A 14,924-nucleotide genomic window follows, 5' to 3' on the forward strand; every position below is an offset into this window, starting at 1 on the left:
CTATTTTGTCGTATAAGCAAAGCTAATCGTGCTATCCACTCCTGATAATTTACGGAAGGTATAGTTGGGATTGCCATTGTAGTTGGTCTCTGAGACAAGGAAAGAGCCATCTGGGTAAACCTTCTCGACAAACGACACGTGACCATAATCGGCAGGTGTTCCATGAGCACCTCCCGCAAAGGAAACAATCGCTCCTGCTTTTGGTACCTTGCCTGTTTCACCACCAAGGCGTGCTGCTGTGGCTACCCAGTCTTGACCATTACCCATGGTACTGATGATTGGGATTTTCTCACCATTTCTGCCTTTAAGTTTCAAGCCCAGTTGGTTGATACGTGCTGCCACTCCCCACGTACATTGCCCATAAGCATACCCCATTCCGTCACCACCACCTGGGATAGAATTGTCATAAAGGTCTCCTCGAACAGTTGCCAAAGCTTTTGGATCACTTTGGGCGGTTCCACCACTGGGGTGGCTAAAGCCTTTCTCAATCTGATAATACCACTCGGTGGCTCTTGTTTGACGTTCTAAGAGTTTATCCCCACTATTGCCCTCCCAGTAAATGAGAAAGAGTTGAGCGAGGTTGGCTGGGCTTCCTGAATTTTTGAAAAAGTCTTTTAACCAGTTGGTATAGTAAGGATTATCCCCATGGAGCATAAAATCCAGTTGTAAGCCTAAGTCATACCACTTCTGATTCTTTTGTTTGGCATATACTAATAATAAGGTGTGTCTGCGTGACCCATCTGCTGTATCTGTCCACTGCCCTAAGCCTAAGCCACGTCTTAGGATATTGGGGTATCGTCCATTATAGATAGCTGGTCCATTAAGGGATAGCCACCCCTCGTCATCCCAAGAGCTAGCACTCGCTCCAACAGGAGGAGTCAAATAGTCGCCTTCTGCTCGTTTCGGGTTGATGGACGATTCTACCGACCAGTTCCCTAAAATAGCCGCAATAGCTTGATTGGTCGCTCCTTGACTCTTCAAATACTCATAGATGACTTTAGCCCTCGCAAACTCGTCTCCACCAAATTGACCGATAGTAGGGAGAATTGTCGTTTGCAGTTGAATGACCTTTGGGAAGTAAAAGGCTGGATTGACGTAAACCAGTTTCTCTGAATCATCGTCAACCTTTTGATAGGTCACTTTAAGACCAGCACCATCCTTAGTTTGGCCAATAACATCTCCTACTTGAACTTTCTGACCATCTGTCACTCGACCGGTATGGACATTAAATAAGGTCAGTTGAGATTTGTTTAGACCTTTACCTGATGTCAGAATAATGTTCTCTCCATCTAGGGAAACCTTGCCATCCATGGGAGCTACAATCACTTGATTTACTTTAGCTTCTAAAATGATATGGTGATGAAGCGTGGGCTTGTCATCAATCACCTCATAGCCATAGCGAACCGTCATGGTAAGCGTATCATTTTCAGTCTGGCCTTGAAATGGGTTATCTAATTCTTGGAGGGCAAGATAGGTGCCTTCTTCACTTAATTCTTTTAAATCTTCCCTATCGTCATCAGAGAGTTTATAGGTAGGTTCTTTGGTCAACTCAAGCATGGCTTTCAAAGACTCCCCACCGTTTAAGTCCTGCCAAAGCTGACTGAGATAGGCTTCATAGGTCTTATTCCCCTCTTCCATGACTTCTTCCAAAGCATAATCCTGATACTTAAGGTTCATAAAGGCCATGACCTCATCAATCTTCGTGTAGTAGGTAATGCCAGTGGCGTTGGTCCGAGTATTTTCCGCATCTTCCCACGTCATGTGTGTATAAGCTTTTGTCAGCTCACTCTCGTCCTGTTGAATAAGAGTAGTTCCTGAGATTCCTATGACAAAACTCATCATCAGAAGAAAGACAAACAAGAGACCAGACACTACCCAAGTCATAGGATTAAGAACAATCGTTGAAAAGAAATTCAAGCTACTCTTAATCGCTTGAATAAGCCCCTTTAGTCCCGACACACTGTGTTTTCTAGCTCGTTTAATAAAAGTGTGGTAACGTCTTCTTGGTTTTAGGGGTTTCTGACGAGTGAAGCCTTTCCCCTTTTTGAAGTTTTGATACCGTTCCTTCCCATGGGAGATTTTAGCCTTTGTGAAACGCACACCAGTCTGTCCACTATTCACCAGCAGTTTTCCTGACTGATAAGTAAATCTTCCGTAACGTCTGCTTTTTATGCTCAAATCCTTGACAGTTCGGATACCCTCTAAGTCATCATCTTGAGCAACTAAATCCAGTGATTCCGAAGCAACATAGTGTAACCCTCGTTTGACCTTGGTTGAGGGTTTCTTGGCCTGATAGGCTCTTTTCAGTTGCTTCACGTCACGTTTAGCTGATCTAACCTCTTTTTCTGCCTGAAGGTCTTCAAGAGATTTCTCTTTCTGAAATTGGAAACGTGATGTTTTTGGTTCTCCTGGCTCTTTCTGATAGGTAAACTTAGAAGTGGCTTTCTCCTCTTTTTCTGCCACCTTGACTTCAGCCAAGTGTTTTCTCGCGACTGCTAGACGCTGTCTGGCTTGAGGAAGTCGATGCTTCTTGATTTCCTTACGTTTTAGCCATCTGGGAGACACATAGGAAATGTCTTCCTTAAAGGTATCTGTCGCTAGGTCTTTCTCCTCTTGGTAGGTCTGTTTTAAGGCCTGTCGTTGCTCTCTAGTTTCAGCTTTTTCAGCTCGGCGCATGATAAAGCGTCGTTTAGGAAGGAAGCGTTTCAACCCCTTCTTCTCCCTACGGTAATGGATACGGCTAACTTTTAAACTACTCTGAAAGGTTTTACGGGCTTCCTTGACATTCTGTTGTTCTCGTGTCATTGTTCAACCCTCATTTTTTCTGGATCTGTACTCATGATGTCAAAGAGTTTGGTGTGATGTGGGATTTTGTTCCTAAACGGAACAACGGTTGATCCTGCCTTAATCAGCCCAGCACCCTTTTCAGGATTGACCAAGTATTTCTCAAGCTCTTTAGATAAGCCCAAAAGATGAACCAATTCTTCTCGGTCACTTTTAGCTTGTTTTAGAAGAATCATGAACTCGCTATTAGCGATAATGCGTCTACCATTGGCATCAAGAAGTAAGGTTTCCACGTTCTGAGTAATCCCTGTTGGGGTTGCCCCATACTTACGGACACGGCTCCAGAGCTTAAAGAAGAAGTCAGAAGCGTACTTATCCAACAACAGAAGCTGCATTTCATCAAAGTAAATCCAAGTTTTCTTGCCACGTTTTTGGTTTTTAACTACACGATTCCAAATCTGGTCAAAGATGACCATAAGGGCAATTTGCTTTAATTCATCTCCCAATTTTTTGACATTGTAAATGAGAAAATGGCTATCGGCTTTGATGTTGGTGCGGTGTGAAAAGATGTCTAGTGACCCTTCCACATAGAGTTCCATATCAAGAGCCAAATCCTTGGCTTCCTGTTCAGGTTGTTTAGAAAGGACAAAGACCCATTCCACCAAGGACGGTGTGTCAAAATGCTTATAGGTGAGCCGTGTTACACGGTCAATCAGCGATTTCTCTCGACCATCCATTTTTCGGTCCAAGAGCTTCCCAATCCAAGAGAGAAGAAATTCAGATTTGACCTTAATAGGGTCTTCATCCATGTTGTCATCGGATAAATCTAAGACATTTAAGAAGGTGGTAGAGTCAGGCGCAATGTCAATGCTTTCCCCACCAAAGGCTTGGCCAATAATGCTGTATTCATTTTCAGGATCGACAATGATGATTTCAGTATCACTCTCTGCTTCTTTTAACTTGGTTGAGATGATTTCATGCTTCGTCGCCATCCCCTTACCAGCACCTGATGTCCCTAAAATAAGACCTGATGGGGTATTGAGTTTTCCTCGATCAATCGTGATAATATTACTTGAAATTTGGTTAATGCCATAAAACTTCCCACCCTTATCTTGCAGGTCAACAGAGGTCCATGGGGAATTCACGGCAATGTTTGAGGTCAAGAGAGACCGAGATACCCCCTCAAGATAGTTCTTTCCAAGTGGCAACAAGCTATTAAAGGCCGCTTCTTGCATGTAGGAAAGATTGTCAATAACGAGGTCATTAGAACCTGCCACCTGTTTGATGATGTCAAGCGAGTGCTTCAACTGGTCTTTGTTATCCGCAAAGACCCCAATTAAAAAGAGGGTATCAAAGAGCTTGTCCCCTGTTTGGGTCATGGTTTTAATCAGCTCATCGGCTTCATCAATGTTGCTTTCTATAACCTGACTAACCTTTTCAAGATAAACACCAGATCGTGCCATCTTTTGTTGCTCCCCAATTTTTTGCGATTCCATTAAGGTCTTCTTGGTACGGAGCTTGCTCATGGCTTCTGACTTGGCTGAGCCTTTAGCATGGAGGCTAATCATCACTTCCAAATCCGACTGCATGAGTTCACGAAGGAATTTATCTCCCAACTCCATCCCATAATCACGAACATAAACAATCTGTAATAAGTGATCATCGATTTTGATATGATTTTTGTGTTTGAAGGATAGACTGGTTGGGGCTATGAAGTGCTTGGTCGTTTGTCCTGAACGCACCAGGTCTTGATAGCTAAAGGGCAGATGATTTTCCCCTCGCAACATATCTGCCAAATGGTTCACACGGTGCTCACCACTTAACAAGCTAAATCCTGCGTCTATTTCTGAAAACCCACTCTTGAAGTATTCGCCAATTTGAGAAAGAGAGCGATAAGCCAGTTTAGGATTTTGCTCTGACTTCCCAAAAGAAATTAGCTTAATGGCTGAAAAGTTATTTTCACCGGCTTCTAAGTTATTCTCCATGATACAGTTCAGATCCTCTCGGTAGGTATCGTATCCATCTTCATGTAAGGGATATAAGACACTTTTTCTAAATTTATCCAAGTTGACCCTTTGGTTAAAAATGGTGAGTTGGAAATTGGTCTTATCATCCAAACTGTTAATCAAGTCCGAATAAGTTTCCATAATAGCACCCTTATCTTCAAGTCCCACTGTTTGGTAATTGACATCTCCTAAAAGATAAGATTGGGAAAAATAATCAGGAGTGACTTGCATGAGACCATTGGGAAAAAGCCCTTGGTAGCGAAGGGTATTGGCGGTTGTTGGCAAGACCTCTGCTTTTGGTTTACTTGACTTCTTATCCTTAGAAGAGGTCTTTGGTTTCATTGAGCGGTTTGTTTTTCTCACGGTACATTCCTTTCTGTCCTGTTAGTGTACGGTCTGGGATGGTCATTTCATAATGCCATCGGTAGTTAAGATACGTTTCAAAGGGGAGGTCATTGGGACGATAGACCCCAAATAACATGAGGGGAATGGTAAAGGTAAAGATAAGCCCATAGACAAACCAATCCCCAAATTGCCAGTAAAAGAGGTTTAATCCTAGGATAAGTATGGTCATAGCAATAGCTGGCAAAACAAAGATGACTTGTCGGGTGGTAAAGCCCAACCAAGCCCTGTGTTGGACTTTTGTGATGTCCTTAAAAACACGTGTATTCATAAGACTCCAATCTAATATGAGTATGAAAAAAGATTGGGAGGAACGTCCTTCCCAATCCTCCTTACATGCCTAGAATGCTTCTTGCAGTCCGTTGACTGCCCACCAAGGCAATGATTAACAAAATAGCCTGAACTAAGCCACCAAAGGCGGTCGCTACAGTCTCCATCACCCCTGCTCCATTTGAGAGAGCTAGCTTCCCTGCTGATTCAAAGAGGGGAACAAGAGAGATGATTAAGAAAATCAAGACCCCTTGGAGGGCATAGACCATGATATTTTTCAGGTAGCCAATCCCAACACTTCGCCAGTCATCGCTGAGGAAGGTCGGAATCGTTAGGGGCGCAAAAGGAATCATGAGGTAGAGTTGGATAAACCGAATGGTAATGAGGAGATTCACTACCATGACACTCATCAATCGCACCAGCCATATCAAAATGGCAAAGAAGCCGACAATGAGTTTTCCAATAATTCCTGAGCCTTTTAGTCCTGAAATTGTCTCATAAGCCGTTCCCCCTTTGGAAACGACTCCTGCTACCCCTTCAATGATATGAGAAGCAACAGCTAAGATGGCTTCCACAATCACGGTGGTGTTGGTAATCACCACAGCCACCATAATATAAGAGACGATCATAGGGGCAATGGCTTCAAAAGTCATGGCTCCACCTGAGTTGGCGATTTTCTTAGACATCTTAGAAAACTCAAGAATGAGAACGACTGCTAAAATAGCCACTCCCAAGGGCTCCATGATACCCTTTGTGATGGCTGACATATAAGACCACACCGTAGGGTTATAATCCGCAAGGGATTTAACCAAGTTAGCGGTCGATTCCAAGTCCACGTTAAAGCCTTCAAAAAGACTATCGCTTGAAATTTTCTCCGAGGCTAGAAAGACAAGAGCTGAAGGTAATGTGTTGATCATGTCATACCTAGCCCTCCTAAATGGTAATCTGGGTGATGAAGGCACCCGCGGCACCTACCATGACACCACCCACAATTTCTAAGATGGCATTGCGGACACCTGGTCCACCATCTTTGATATTGGTCGACAAGTTAATAATGCCCATCACAACAAGAAATGCTCCTGTCGCGATCATTCCTTTTTGTAAAAGTGCCATGGCTTGGGCAAACATGGAACTAGCGTCCACGCCATAAACAAAGCCTGTTAGTTTTTGATTCATATGATTCCTCATTTCTATTAGTATAGTGTGCTTTCTGTGTTTAAATCCCTAACCTTATGTTCTGATGGTTCAAACGGAGGCTCTTGTGTTTCTAGTGGGTCAATCTGATAATTCCACCAACGCTCATCTGTTTCCTTGTCCGCAAGGTATTTCCAGTTCTCATGTTTCAATGGGAAATACTTCTTCTCCTTAAAGACTGGAACACCTGCAATTCTCACCAAGCACTCATCTCGTTTCATGTTTCCCACTTCGTCAGGGGTCATGAGATCCCTTGCGATTTTTTGATGGGAGGTTGAGCCAGACCCTGTCTGGCCATACGACCGACTCGTGTTTCTCACATCAATGGTTTGTTTGCCTAGGAGACCACTCATGAACTTGAAGGTCTCTTCATCGTTGCCACCAAGATAAAGCAAACTGTCACAGTTCCCAAGAATAGTTTTCCATGCGTCCTTCTCCTTATAGAGCCCTTGAAGTTGGGCGATATTTTGAAGAATAGGAACGAGGCTCATGTTCCGTGAACGAACTGTTGAGGTTTGTTCCGCAAAGTCTGGGATTTCACCGACATTCGCAAACTCATCTAGGTAACTTCTGACATGGATAGGCAGTTGTCCCTTAAAGTCCACGTCAGCTTGTCTGGTTAAGGTTGAAAAGACCGTAGAGAAAAAGAGGGCTGAGAGAAACCTAAAGGTAGTGTCATTATCTGGAATAACGAGATATACCATGGTTTTCTGCGTCCCCCATGTTTTCAAGTCCAAAGTGTCACGTTTGGTTAAATCAATGACAGATTGGATATTAAAGAGGGTGAATTTAGCAGTCGTCACAGCAATGACCGAATCTAAAGTCTTGTCCTTGTAGTTCTGAAAATCTGCCCAGTTACGCATGGTAAAATTTTCTGTCCCATATGTCTTAGCATAGTTCTCAAACATAACCTCTAAGACACTCTTATCTTGATCATCCCCTTTGGATAAAAGCTTGATCAGTTTTCCAATTTCTGAAAAAGCTGGGTAACGGCCACGCTTGCGGCGTCTGTCTGTTTCTTCCTTGGTGCTACCTGGAGGATTATAAAAGTCCACCAAGTAAGAGGAAATCGCTCTGACTAAGGTCATAGAAGCTTCATCCCAAAAAGGGTCACTGCGGCTACCGTTGCCCCTAGTGTTATTGAAAAAGACCGTAAGCATACGGTTCAAATCATTCTCCGTTTCCACATAGCGAAAGGGGTTAAAGCCATCAGAGTTAGTCATGTTTACAAGGTCTAAGACCTTAACCTGATAGCCATTCTCTAAAAAGAGCTTCCCTGTCTTTTCTGCTAAATGGTCTTTAGGGTCAACAACAATATTGGAACAGTTGAGCTGAATCAGGTTGGGTTTTACAAAACGAAAAGTCTTTCCTGCCCCTGACCCACCAATAACCACAAGGTTCTTGTTTCGGTCAAATTGTGGGGCTTTCTTTTCTAACAGGGTTAGCCTAACGTTTCGTGACAAGATGGTATCGTTAAAAGGATTCTTACTGATAAAGGCTTTACGCTCATGGCTATTGCCAAAGCGAGCAGAGCCATACTCAGTTCCCTCCCGGTAAACCTTTTGACCAGTTGAAACGTAAAGATAAACAAACCCCATAGTCACAAACCCAAAACAAAAGCCCAAAACCGATCTTCCAGTGAAGTTACCATTCCACAGGGGATTTAAGACCTGATTCTGCCCTTCTCCTAAGAGATAGGTAAAGCGTTCTAAGGGCGGTTGATTGGGGAGACTGTCATAAAGCAAGACTAGACGATGACAGAAATAGCCTAAAGCAAGCCCTAGGACGCCAAAGCTAATGGCTTTTTTCCCAGAGTACATTAGAGGGTCACCTCCTTGGCCTTAACGGCAGACGCCTCTAGCATCACAATCTGTTCCTTGGCTTTAGCGATTTCCTCATCAAGCGTTTTATCAAGGGTTAAGCCTTGCAGTTTTTCTGGATTGGAAACCAAATTCTGAAGCAACACCTCTAAGTGCTTGTCTAACAAGGATTTATCCTTGGCATAGAAATGGAGGTAATCGCCCTGCCAACTAATAGCAATCGGAAGGTTTTCTGATTCCACTAACTCCTTAAATTTCGCCACATCAACGGGTCTATCCAAGATGTCTTTAGCAATATTAAGCGACTCAATAGCATAGGGACTTTGAAGGAGTTCTTCTAACTTTTGAACCCCAATCTTATAAGCTGAGTCTTGTGCTAGAGCATGTCTAGCAGACCACTCTAAGAGTTTGAGAAGAACCTTTACCGTAAACATGGTACTACGCTCAGCGTATTGAACGGCCTGGCGTTCCTGTTGTTCGGATGACATAATTCCCTCCTTTATGTGATTCCCCATAAAAACAATAGGGTGCTTTCATGATACGAAAGAACCCTTGATTTTAGTATCACACCAAAGACAAGATAAAGACAATGCCATTCCAGAATAGATGAACAAGAGTAGACGTTACACAATCTGTTTGCCATCTAACCAAGCCTAATACCAAGCCTAAACTCCCATAAAGCCCCCAAGTGAATAGGCTAGATGGGTGATGAGCCAAAGCAAAGAGGAAACTCGTTAACACAACTTGAGTTATTGGTTTAGACAAGACTCCCCACAAAAGTTCACGATAGAAAACCTCTTCCACCACACTGGCGTTAAGGAGAAAGAGGATAAAAGGTAACATTGGTACTTGATTTTGAACAGTCACTACCATTTCCTGATTCGTCTCACTCTCTGAAAATATAGCACTCATGACAAGAGCAATACTTACCATCACAGCAAGACCTCCAATAATCCAAAGCACCCGCTCTTTCAAGGATAGGTTTCTTTCAGGTATCTTAAACCTTTTCCAACTCCACAATAACAAGGCTAAAAACATCACTTGTAAAACCGTTAACCATGCCCCATTTAGCCAACCAACTAGGTACAAACTCACTAGGAGTACATTGACATGAATGGCCCCGTACATGACTACTAAACGTTTCATCTCTACCTCCTAAACAAATCTTCATAGTCAATCTCTAAAACACTCACTATTTTCTCCACCCATTTCACTTGTGGCATCAGGCGATGAGATTTGTAGTGACGAAAGGTTTGGTAGAGACGGTTAAACTCACTAGGGTATACGTATTGTCCCTTAAACATCTTTCGAGCAAGGTCAGCCCATGTCATACCCTTTTCCAAAACAAGGCTTTCTAAATTTTCCCAAAAGCGTTCGTTCATAGCTCCTCCTTAATCTGTCAGCTGCTTATAGAGGCATTCTCGGAACGACACTACCTTATGCGTTCTTGGTAGAAAGGTTCTCGCTTCGTCTAGTGTGAGATCAGGGTAGACTTTCTGTTGAGAAACTACGAGAGGTAATCGCAAGTTCTGGTCTGGTTTCCGTAGAACCAACGTGATCAATTCACTCAATGTCATTTCCCTGTGGCGCTTAAAGCGTTGAAAGGACGGAACTAGTAACTCAAAACAATCACTGCTTTTAGTAAACAACCCCAATAATTCTTCACGTGACATATGACTTACTGCTTTACATGTGTAGGAGATACCATGTGAGTCACAGAAAGACTGGAGCTTCTGATTCCGACTGGTGTTTCGGCTTAAATAAATCTCTAGCATCGCTCCCCTCCTACATGGATAAATTCTTCTGTAATGCTTGAGTTGGTGGGATAAAGACCTTACTCATATCAATGGCTGCCCTACCTTCACCAAAACATGTCACAGTCACTAGAGCCGTTAAGACACCACCACTCTCCTGATAGGTGTAGCTTTGACCATAGGCTTTAAAGGCAAGGTCGTTCTCTTCAGTTACAAAGACATCCACTCCATTTTTAAGGTCTTCATTTTGGAGTAACTCTTCTACACGATGCAAGTTAGACTCTAAAAAGTAAGGCGACCAATGATTTTTATGATAGTCGTCAATATAGGTTATTGAAAGCTCACAGTCATAATCTGGTAACGCAAAAACTAAATTCATGATGTTATCCACTTCTGCTTGATGAATGGCTTCTTCCAGTTCTGTGCACTCCCTAATACTCTTCGTGTGTAATAATTTCATGTTCTTCTTCCTCTTCAATCTTTCTAAATTCTCTAGCAATAGCTTCAATAACGGTGACGGTCACGCTATTTCCGGCCTGTTTGTATAACTGACTTTTACTGGATACAGTCTCTGCCCTTTCATAAGCCCAATCAGGAAATCCTTGAAGTCTAAAACACTCTCTAGGTGTTAAGCGTCTGATAATCAAACGATAAAGTTTTCCGTCTAAGACAAGCCCAGTCACTTCATACCACTTGTCCTTACGGTACTCTAAAGCAGCTACGACCACTCCCATGTTATCAGAGGTGGTCAAGGTATTTGATATTCCCTTTCCTACTCGCCCTCTACGTTTGGTAGACTCTAGGTAAGCAAGGTTGACAGAATCTTCAATAGTTGCCTTGGCATAGCCTAGTTTGGTGGCTTCCCTAATTTTTAAATTCGGTGCTTCTTCACGATAAAGAATCTTAGGAACTTTATCACCTCCCTGCATGGTAGTCAGTGTTGGAGAAATACCTGAAAGGTCATAGACTCGTCCAGTTTGCAAAAAAGACGTTGGTAAGGTTCCTGCGACGACCACTCCATGTCTATCTTGGCTAGTTAAGGTAAACATAGGCTCTTGATTGTCCTTAAAGCGTCTGCCATGTTGGCGTTTTTCTAACCTATCTGGGGTTAATACTGGAATGGCAATTTTTGTCCCTTCTCCTTTTCCTCTTGTTAGGGTTGGTGCTAAACCGCTGGTTAGATAAACCTCCCCATTCATGCCTTTTACTGACGGATTGATATTACCTAATCGCTCAAGACAAGTTGAGCTACTTTCTCTTCTGAGAGGAAATAAGAATCGGGAACGGTATCTTCTAGAATGTCCGATAATAAAAATTCTTTCACGGTTTTGTGGCACTTGGAAATCTTTACTGTTAAGCACCTGCCATTCGACATCATACCCCAACTCATCCAATGTGGTGAGGATTGTTCGAAATGTCTCTCCCTTGTCGTGACTGAGTAAGCCTTTGACGTTTTCCAAGAATAGAAAACGTGGTTGGATCTGTTTGGCCGCTCGAGCAATCTCAAAGAACAGAGTTCCTCTAGTATCCTCAAATCCCAATCGTCTTCCTGCGAGTGAAAATGCTTGGCAAGGGAAGCCCCCACAGATGATGTCCACTTGCCCTCTAAGTTGTCTAAAGTCTTGGTCTGTAACTTGTCTAATATCATGAAATTCTATTTCTCCTTCGGTCTTATAGATGGCCTTGTAAGATTTCCTCGCAAACTTGTCAATTTCACAAAAGCCAATACACTCATGGCCCTGATTAGTTAAACCCAATCGAAAGCCTCCAATTCCTGCAAACAAATCTAAAAACTTCATGTCTCTCATTCCTTTCTGGCAAAAATAAAAGGACATTACTTCTTCCGTAACGCCCTTGCTTAATAATGATCTTCCATTTCTGGGGCAGTGATGACCTCAATAATGAGCCAAATCATTCCTAGTCCCAAAATCCCTAATAAAATCCACCAAAACATCTACTCACCTCCTTTTAGTTCGTTTAAGCGTTGTCCCTTGGTCCATTCGGCTAATATGCCATTAAAAACGTATTCCGCTATCGTTTCTGCCTTAGCCGCAAACCTCATGTGTTCCAAAGCATATTTGTAGCGGTGGTCAAAATGAATCATGGCATAGTCACTAGCTGCCTGTGATAATCCAACTTGTCTCAACTGGTCATGAACCTGTCCCCAAATGTAATCTCTGTCATATCTTGTGACTTGCTCCACCTTACTATGAAAATGTTCATTTTCGCTTTTCTTACTTGTTAGATTTTCTGTCTCCTCCTCGTCCTCAATGACAGACTCACTCCCTTTAGTTTCACTATTATTAGTCTCACTAACTTCAGTCTCACTAGTGGCTGAATTTAAGACCGGCCCCGGCTGATTTTGACACCCCCCTAGTGTTTTTTGAACACTACCCCCGTCTGAATTTAAGACGGGGGTAGGTTCATGTTCTAGCTCCCCTAAGTAAATCTTATTGGCCAAGCGTCCTTTTTCACTGGAAGACTGTTGGACTTCATCTATCAAGCCATACTCACGTAATGTTTTCTTTATCGTCAGCAACTTTGACTTGGAACAACCAAGAAGTGTCATAAGTTTTGAGTTGGAATAAACCAAATAGATGGCCCCATCCTCATCTATCCAACCTCTACTCAAAGATAACTCCAAACGGTCTTTTAAGACAGCATAAGCTACTTTAACTTCAAGTTTCATGTCCTTATATCGGTCACTTTCAAATAAGAGTTTTGGGAGCTTATAGTAACGCTCTGATGTTTGGTAATGATTTGCGGTGATACGTTTCATGATTGTCCCTCCAACACTAATAAACCAACATTTCCTAACTCATCAAATTGAATTAGCCCTGACTCTTCCATTTCAGCAATTAACTGAGTTGCTTTCTCAATATTTATTCCCATGATAGCCATGAGATGGCACATCACGATTTGCCGCGATGACTGTTCTTCCTTTTGCATGCTTTTCCTCCTGAAAATAAAAAAGCGAGAACACTTATTAAAATGTTCTCGTTGAGTTAATTTATTACTGACGTATCTCTTTTTTGTCTACGCAGTCGACATCCAAACAGACGTTCACATCAATATACTTTTTTTGCACCTTTTTTATGTCAAAATCACTCTTTTCAATAAAGACAAAATGCTTGAAAAAGTGCTTAAAATAAAGGATTCTTACCCTTTTCTTCGTTGTAGCAACACTACGCACTCCACGTGGTGCGTTTGAGGAAACAGATCCACTGGCTGGACTTTCTTCAGTTCGTAGCCCAGCTCTTGATAGAGTTTGATATCACGCGCCATGGTGGCAGGATTGCAGGAGATATAGACTATCCGCTGGGGCTCCATGCTGACACTGGAAGTGATAAAGCTTTCTGTCAAGCCCTTGCGCGGCGGATCGACTAGGATGACATCCGCCTTGATTCCCTGATTCAGCCAAGTTTGGATGGCTTGTTCTGCAGGGGCGCAAACATAGCTGGCATTGGTGATGCCGTTGAGTTCTGCGTTGCGCTGACTATTTTCCACGGCCTCAGGAATGACCTCGACTCCATAGACCTGCTGGACTCGGTCAGCCAGCGACAGACCAATGGTGCCGATACCCGAGTAGGCATCGAGCACAATATCCTCTTTTTTAAAATCAGCAAAGTCAAAGGCCGTCTGATAAAGCTTCTCTGCCATCTCGGTATTGACTTGGTAAAAGGCTGGCGCAGCAATCTGGAACTGCTTGCCCAGCATGCTGTCAGTGATAAAGTCTTGGCCGTAGAGTGTTCGGAATTCCCGACCAAAGATCGCATTGCCCGGCTGGTCGTTGATATTTTGCATGATGGACTTGATAGCTGGGAAAGCCTCTGTCAAGCGCTCAATTAACTGCTCCACTCGGAAAATCTTAGGCCGACTGGTCACCAAAATGACCATGATTTCACCCGAATAATGGCCACGGCGGACAACCAAATTGCGGATCAAACCAGTGCCCTCCTTCTCATCGTAGGGCTTGAGGTCGAAGCGACGCAGCAAGTCGCGCGCAAAAACGATGACTTGGTCAATAACTGGATCCTGAATATAAAAGTCCTCAATCGGTAGGAGGTCATGGGAATTTTTCCGGAAAAAGCCAGTTTCCAGCTGGCCATTGACACGACGGACTGGCACTTGGGCTTTATTACGGTAGGCCAGTGGCTGATCCATGCCCAGTGTCTCCATCACTTCTACGTCCAAAATGCCAGCAATTTTATAGAGACAGTCCTGCACTTGCTTGCCTTTAAAAGCTAGCTGGGCTGGGTAAGCCAAGTGTCCTAAATCAGCAATCCCAGTCCGCAGATAGGCCAAATCAACATGCTCATTGCGCTGGTCAGACTTTTTCACAAATTCCTCAACTCGGCCAAAGCCGATTTTTTTATTGACCTTGAGGACGCGCATGCGAATCACTTCACTCGGCAGGGCATTTTCAATGAAAAAGACGCGGCCGTCTACCTTGGCCACACCCGCTCCCTCATGACTCAGATCTACAATTTCTACTTCAATAATATCGTTCTTTTTTAACATTTCTTTACTTTCTAATCAATCCTACGTTCAACTGCAATGATACTAAAGCAGGGAATCACAGGATTTTCTACTGTTTATTTCTTTCTTCCTACTGGAAAAGATGCACATATTTCTGCTCTGCTATTTTCCAAAAAGAAAGGGAAGAGACAAAATCTGCCACTTCCCATTATATC

15 protein-coding genes are annotated in these 14,924 nt (G+C 43.1%); all 15 read right to left on the bottom strand.

All coding sequences use genetic code 11. From position 1 onward, the window contains the following. Complete coding sequence (locus D8793_RS09820; protein WP_125371709.1) at positions 1-2,805, bottom strand: phage tail tip lysozyme; 2,805 nt, start codon at positions 2,803-2,805, stop codon at positions 1-3. Then, the gene (locus D8793_RS09825; protein WP_260471127.1) at positions 2,802-5,132 is read right to left on the bottom strand and encodes a VirB4-like conjugal transfer ATPase, CD1110 family; all 2,331 of its coding nucleotides are present in this window, start codon (positions 5,130-5,132) and stop codon (positions 2,802-2,804) included. Before D8793_RS09825 ends, D8793_RS09820 begins: the two co-directional genes overlap by 4 nt. Continuing rightward, complete coding sequence (locus D8793_RS09830) at positions 5,110-5,463, bottom strand: PrgI family protein (RefSeq protein WP_125383882.1); 354 nt, start codon at positions 5,461-5,463, stop codon at positions 5,110-5,112. The genes D8793_RS09825 and D8793_RS09830 overlap by 23 nt, the downstream gene beginning before the upstream one ends. Positions 5,464-5,524: 61 nt before the next feature. After that, positions 5,525-6,379 carry a VirB6/TrbL-like conjugal transfer protein, CD1112 family gene (locus D8793_RS09835; RefSeq protein ID WP_125371712.1) on the bottom strand — a complete coding sequence of 285 codons (855 nt, stop codon included), beginning with the start codon at positions 6,377-6,379 and terminating at the stop codon, positions 5,525-5,527. A 16-nt stretch (positions 6,380-6,395) separates the two neighbouring features. Further along, on the bottom strand, positions 6,396-6,638 hold the full coding sequence (locus D8793_RS09840; RefSeq protein WP_003094402.1) for a hypothetical protein: 243 nt from the start codon (positions 6,636-6,638) through the stop codon (positions 6,396-6,398). 17 nt (positions 6,639-6,655) lie between these two features. Further along, positions 6,656-8,476 (bottom strand): VirD4-like conjugal transfer protein, CD1115 family, encoded by a 1,821-nt coding sequence (locus tag D8793_RS09845; RefSeq protein WP_125371713.1) that lies wholly within the window; start codon positions 8,474-8,476, stop codon positions 6,656-6,658. Continuing rightward, positions 8,476-8,964: a hypothetical protein gene (locus D8793_RS09850; protein WP_125371714.1), complete on the bottom strand. Its 489-nt coding sequence runs from the start codon at positions 8,962-8,964 to the stop codon at positions 8,476-8,478. The genes D8793_RS09845 and D8793_RS09850 overlap by 1 nt, the downstream gene beginning before the upstream one ends. A 76-nt stretch (positions 8,965-9,040) precedes the next feature. Next, the gene (locus D8793_RS09855; RefSeq protein ID WP_125371715.1) at positions 9,041-9,622 is read right to left on the bottom strand and encodes a CPBP family intramembrane glutamic endopeptidase; all 582 of its coding nucleotides are present in this window, start codon (positions 9,620-9,622) and stop codon (positions 9,041-9,043) included. A gap of 2 nt (positions 9,623-9,624) precedes the next feature. Then, positions 9,625-9,858, bottom strand: coding sequence for a helix-turn-helix domain-containing protein (locus D8793_RS09860; RefSeq protein ID WP_125371716.1), 234 nt, complete (start codon positions 9,856-9,858; stop codon positions 9,625-9,627). A 9-nt stretch (positions 9,859-9,867) separates the two neighbouring features. Then, on the bottom strand, positions 9,868-10,251 hold the full coding sequence (locus D8793_RS09865; protein WP_125371717.1) for a thioredoxin domain-containing protein: 384 nt from the start codon (positions 10,249-10,251) through the stop codon (positions 9,868-9,870). Positions 10,252-10,261: 10 nt separating this feature from the next. Next, positions 10,262-10,690: a hypothetical protein gene (locus D8793_RS09870; protein WP_125371718.1), complete on the bottom strand. Its 429-nt coding sequence runs from the start codon at positions 10,688-10,690 to the stop codon at positions 10,262-10,264. Continuing rightward, a complete protein-coding gene (gene dcm / locus D8793_RS09875; RefSeq protein ID WP_125371719.1) occupies positions 10,662-12,029 on the bottom strand; it encodes a DNA (cytosine-5-)-methyltransferase in 1,368 nt (455 codons plus the stop codon). The genes D8793_RS09870 and dcm overlap by 29 nt, the downstream gene beginning before the upstream one ends. A 155-nt stretch (positions 12,030-12,184) precedes the next feature. Beyond that, entirely contained in the window at positions 12,185-13,009 is an 825-nt protein-coding gene (locus tag D8793_RS09880) for a replication initiator protein A (RefSeq protein WP_125371720.1), read from the bottom strand. After that, positions 13,006-13,179, bottom strand: a complete 174-nt coding sequence (locus tag D8793_RS09885; protein WP_003052100.1) for a hypothetical protein — start codon at positions 13,177-13,179, stop codon at positions 13,006-13,008. Before D8793_RS09885 ends, D8793_RS09880 begins: the two co-directional genes overlap by 4 nt. Positions 13,180-13,389: 210 nt before the next feature. Beyond that, positions 13,390-14,751, bottom strand: coding sequence for a 23S rRNA (uracil(1939)-C(5))-methyltransferase RlmD (gene rlmD / locus D8793_RS09895; RefSeq protein ID WP_125371722.1), 1,362 nt, complete (start codon positions 14,749-14,751; stop codon positions 13,390-13,392). Positions 14,752-14,924: the final 173 nt, after the last annotated feature.

It is taken from the genome of Streptococcus cristatus (genome assembly GCF_003943465.1).
Lineage (GTDB): Bacteria > Bacillota > Bacilli > Lactobacillales > Streptococcaceae > Streptococcus > Streptococcus cristatus_C.

What these genes read in the sequence shown, in the direction of transcription:
- D8793_RS09885 (WP_003052100.1), bottom strand. Translation starts at nt 13,179, where the DNA reads ATGCAAAAGGAAGAACAGTCATCGCGGCAAATCGTGATGTGCCATCTC.
- D8793_RS09865 (WP_125371717.1), bottom strand. Translation starts at nt 10,251, where the DNA reads ATGCTAGAGATTTATTTAAGCCGAAACACCAGTCGGAATCAGAAGCTC.
- D8793_RS09880 (WP_125371720.1), bottom strand. Translation starts at nt 13,009, where the DNA reads ATGAAACGTATCACCGCAAATCATTACCAAACATCAGAGCGTTACTAT.
- D8793_RS09835 (WP_125371712.1), bottom strand. Translation starts at nt 6,379, where the DNA reads ATGATCAACACATTACCTTCAGCTCTTGTCTTTCTAGCCTCGGAGAAA.
- D8793_RS09840 (WP_003094402.1), bottom strand. Translation starts at nt 6,638, where the DNA reads ATGAATCAAAAACTAACAGGCTTTGTTTATGGCGTGGACGCTAGTTCC.
- D8793_RS09855 (WP_125371715.1), bottom strand. Translation starts at nt 9,622, where the DNA reads ATGAAACGTTTAGTAGTCATGTACGGGGCCATTCATGTCAATGTACTC.
- D8793_RS09820 (WP_125371709.1), bottom strand. Translation starts at nt 2,805, where the DNA reads ATGACACGAGAACAACAGAATGTCAAGGAAGCCCGTAAAACCTTTCAG.
- D8793_RS09860 (WP_125371716.1), bottom strand. Translation starts at nt 9,858, where the DNA reads ATGAACGAACGCTTTTGGGAAAATTTAGAAAGCCTTGTTTTGGAAAAG.
- D8793_RS09825 (WP_260471127.1), bottom strand. Translation starts at nt 5,132, where the DNA reads ATGAAACCAAAGACCTCTTCTAAGGATAAGAAGTCAAGTAAACCAAAA.
- D8793_RS09850 (WP_125371714.1), bottom strand. Translation starts at nt 8,964, where the DNA reads ATGTCATCCGAACAACAGGAACGCCAGGCCGTTCAATACGCTGAGCGT.
- rlmD (WP_125371722.1), bottom strand. Translation starts at nt 14,751, where the DNA reads ATGTTAAAAAAGAACGATATTATTGAAGTAGAAATTGTAGATCTGAGT.
- D8793_RS09870 (WP_125371718.1), bottom strand. Translation starts at nt 10,690, where the DNA reads ATGAAATTATTACACACGAAGAGTATTAGGGAGTGCACAGAACTGGAA.
- D8793_RS09830 (WP_125383882.1), bottom strand. Translation starts at nt 5,463, where the DNA reads ATGAATACACGTGTTTTTAAGGACATCACAAAAGTCCAACACAGGGCT.
- D8793_RS09845 (WP_125371713.1), bottom strand. Translation starts at nt 8,476, where the DNA reads ATGTACTCTGGGAAAAAAGCCATTAGCTTTGGCGTCCTAGGGCTTGCT.
- dcm (WP_125371719.1), bottom strand. Translation starts at nt 12,029, where the DNA reads ATGAAGTTTTTAGATTTGTTTGCAGGAATTGGAGGCTTTCGATTGGGT.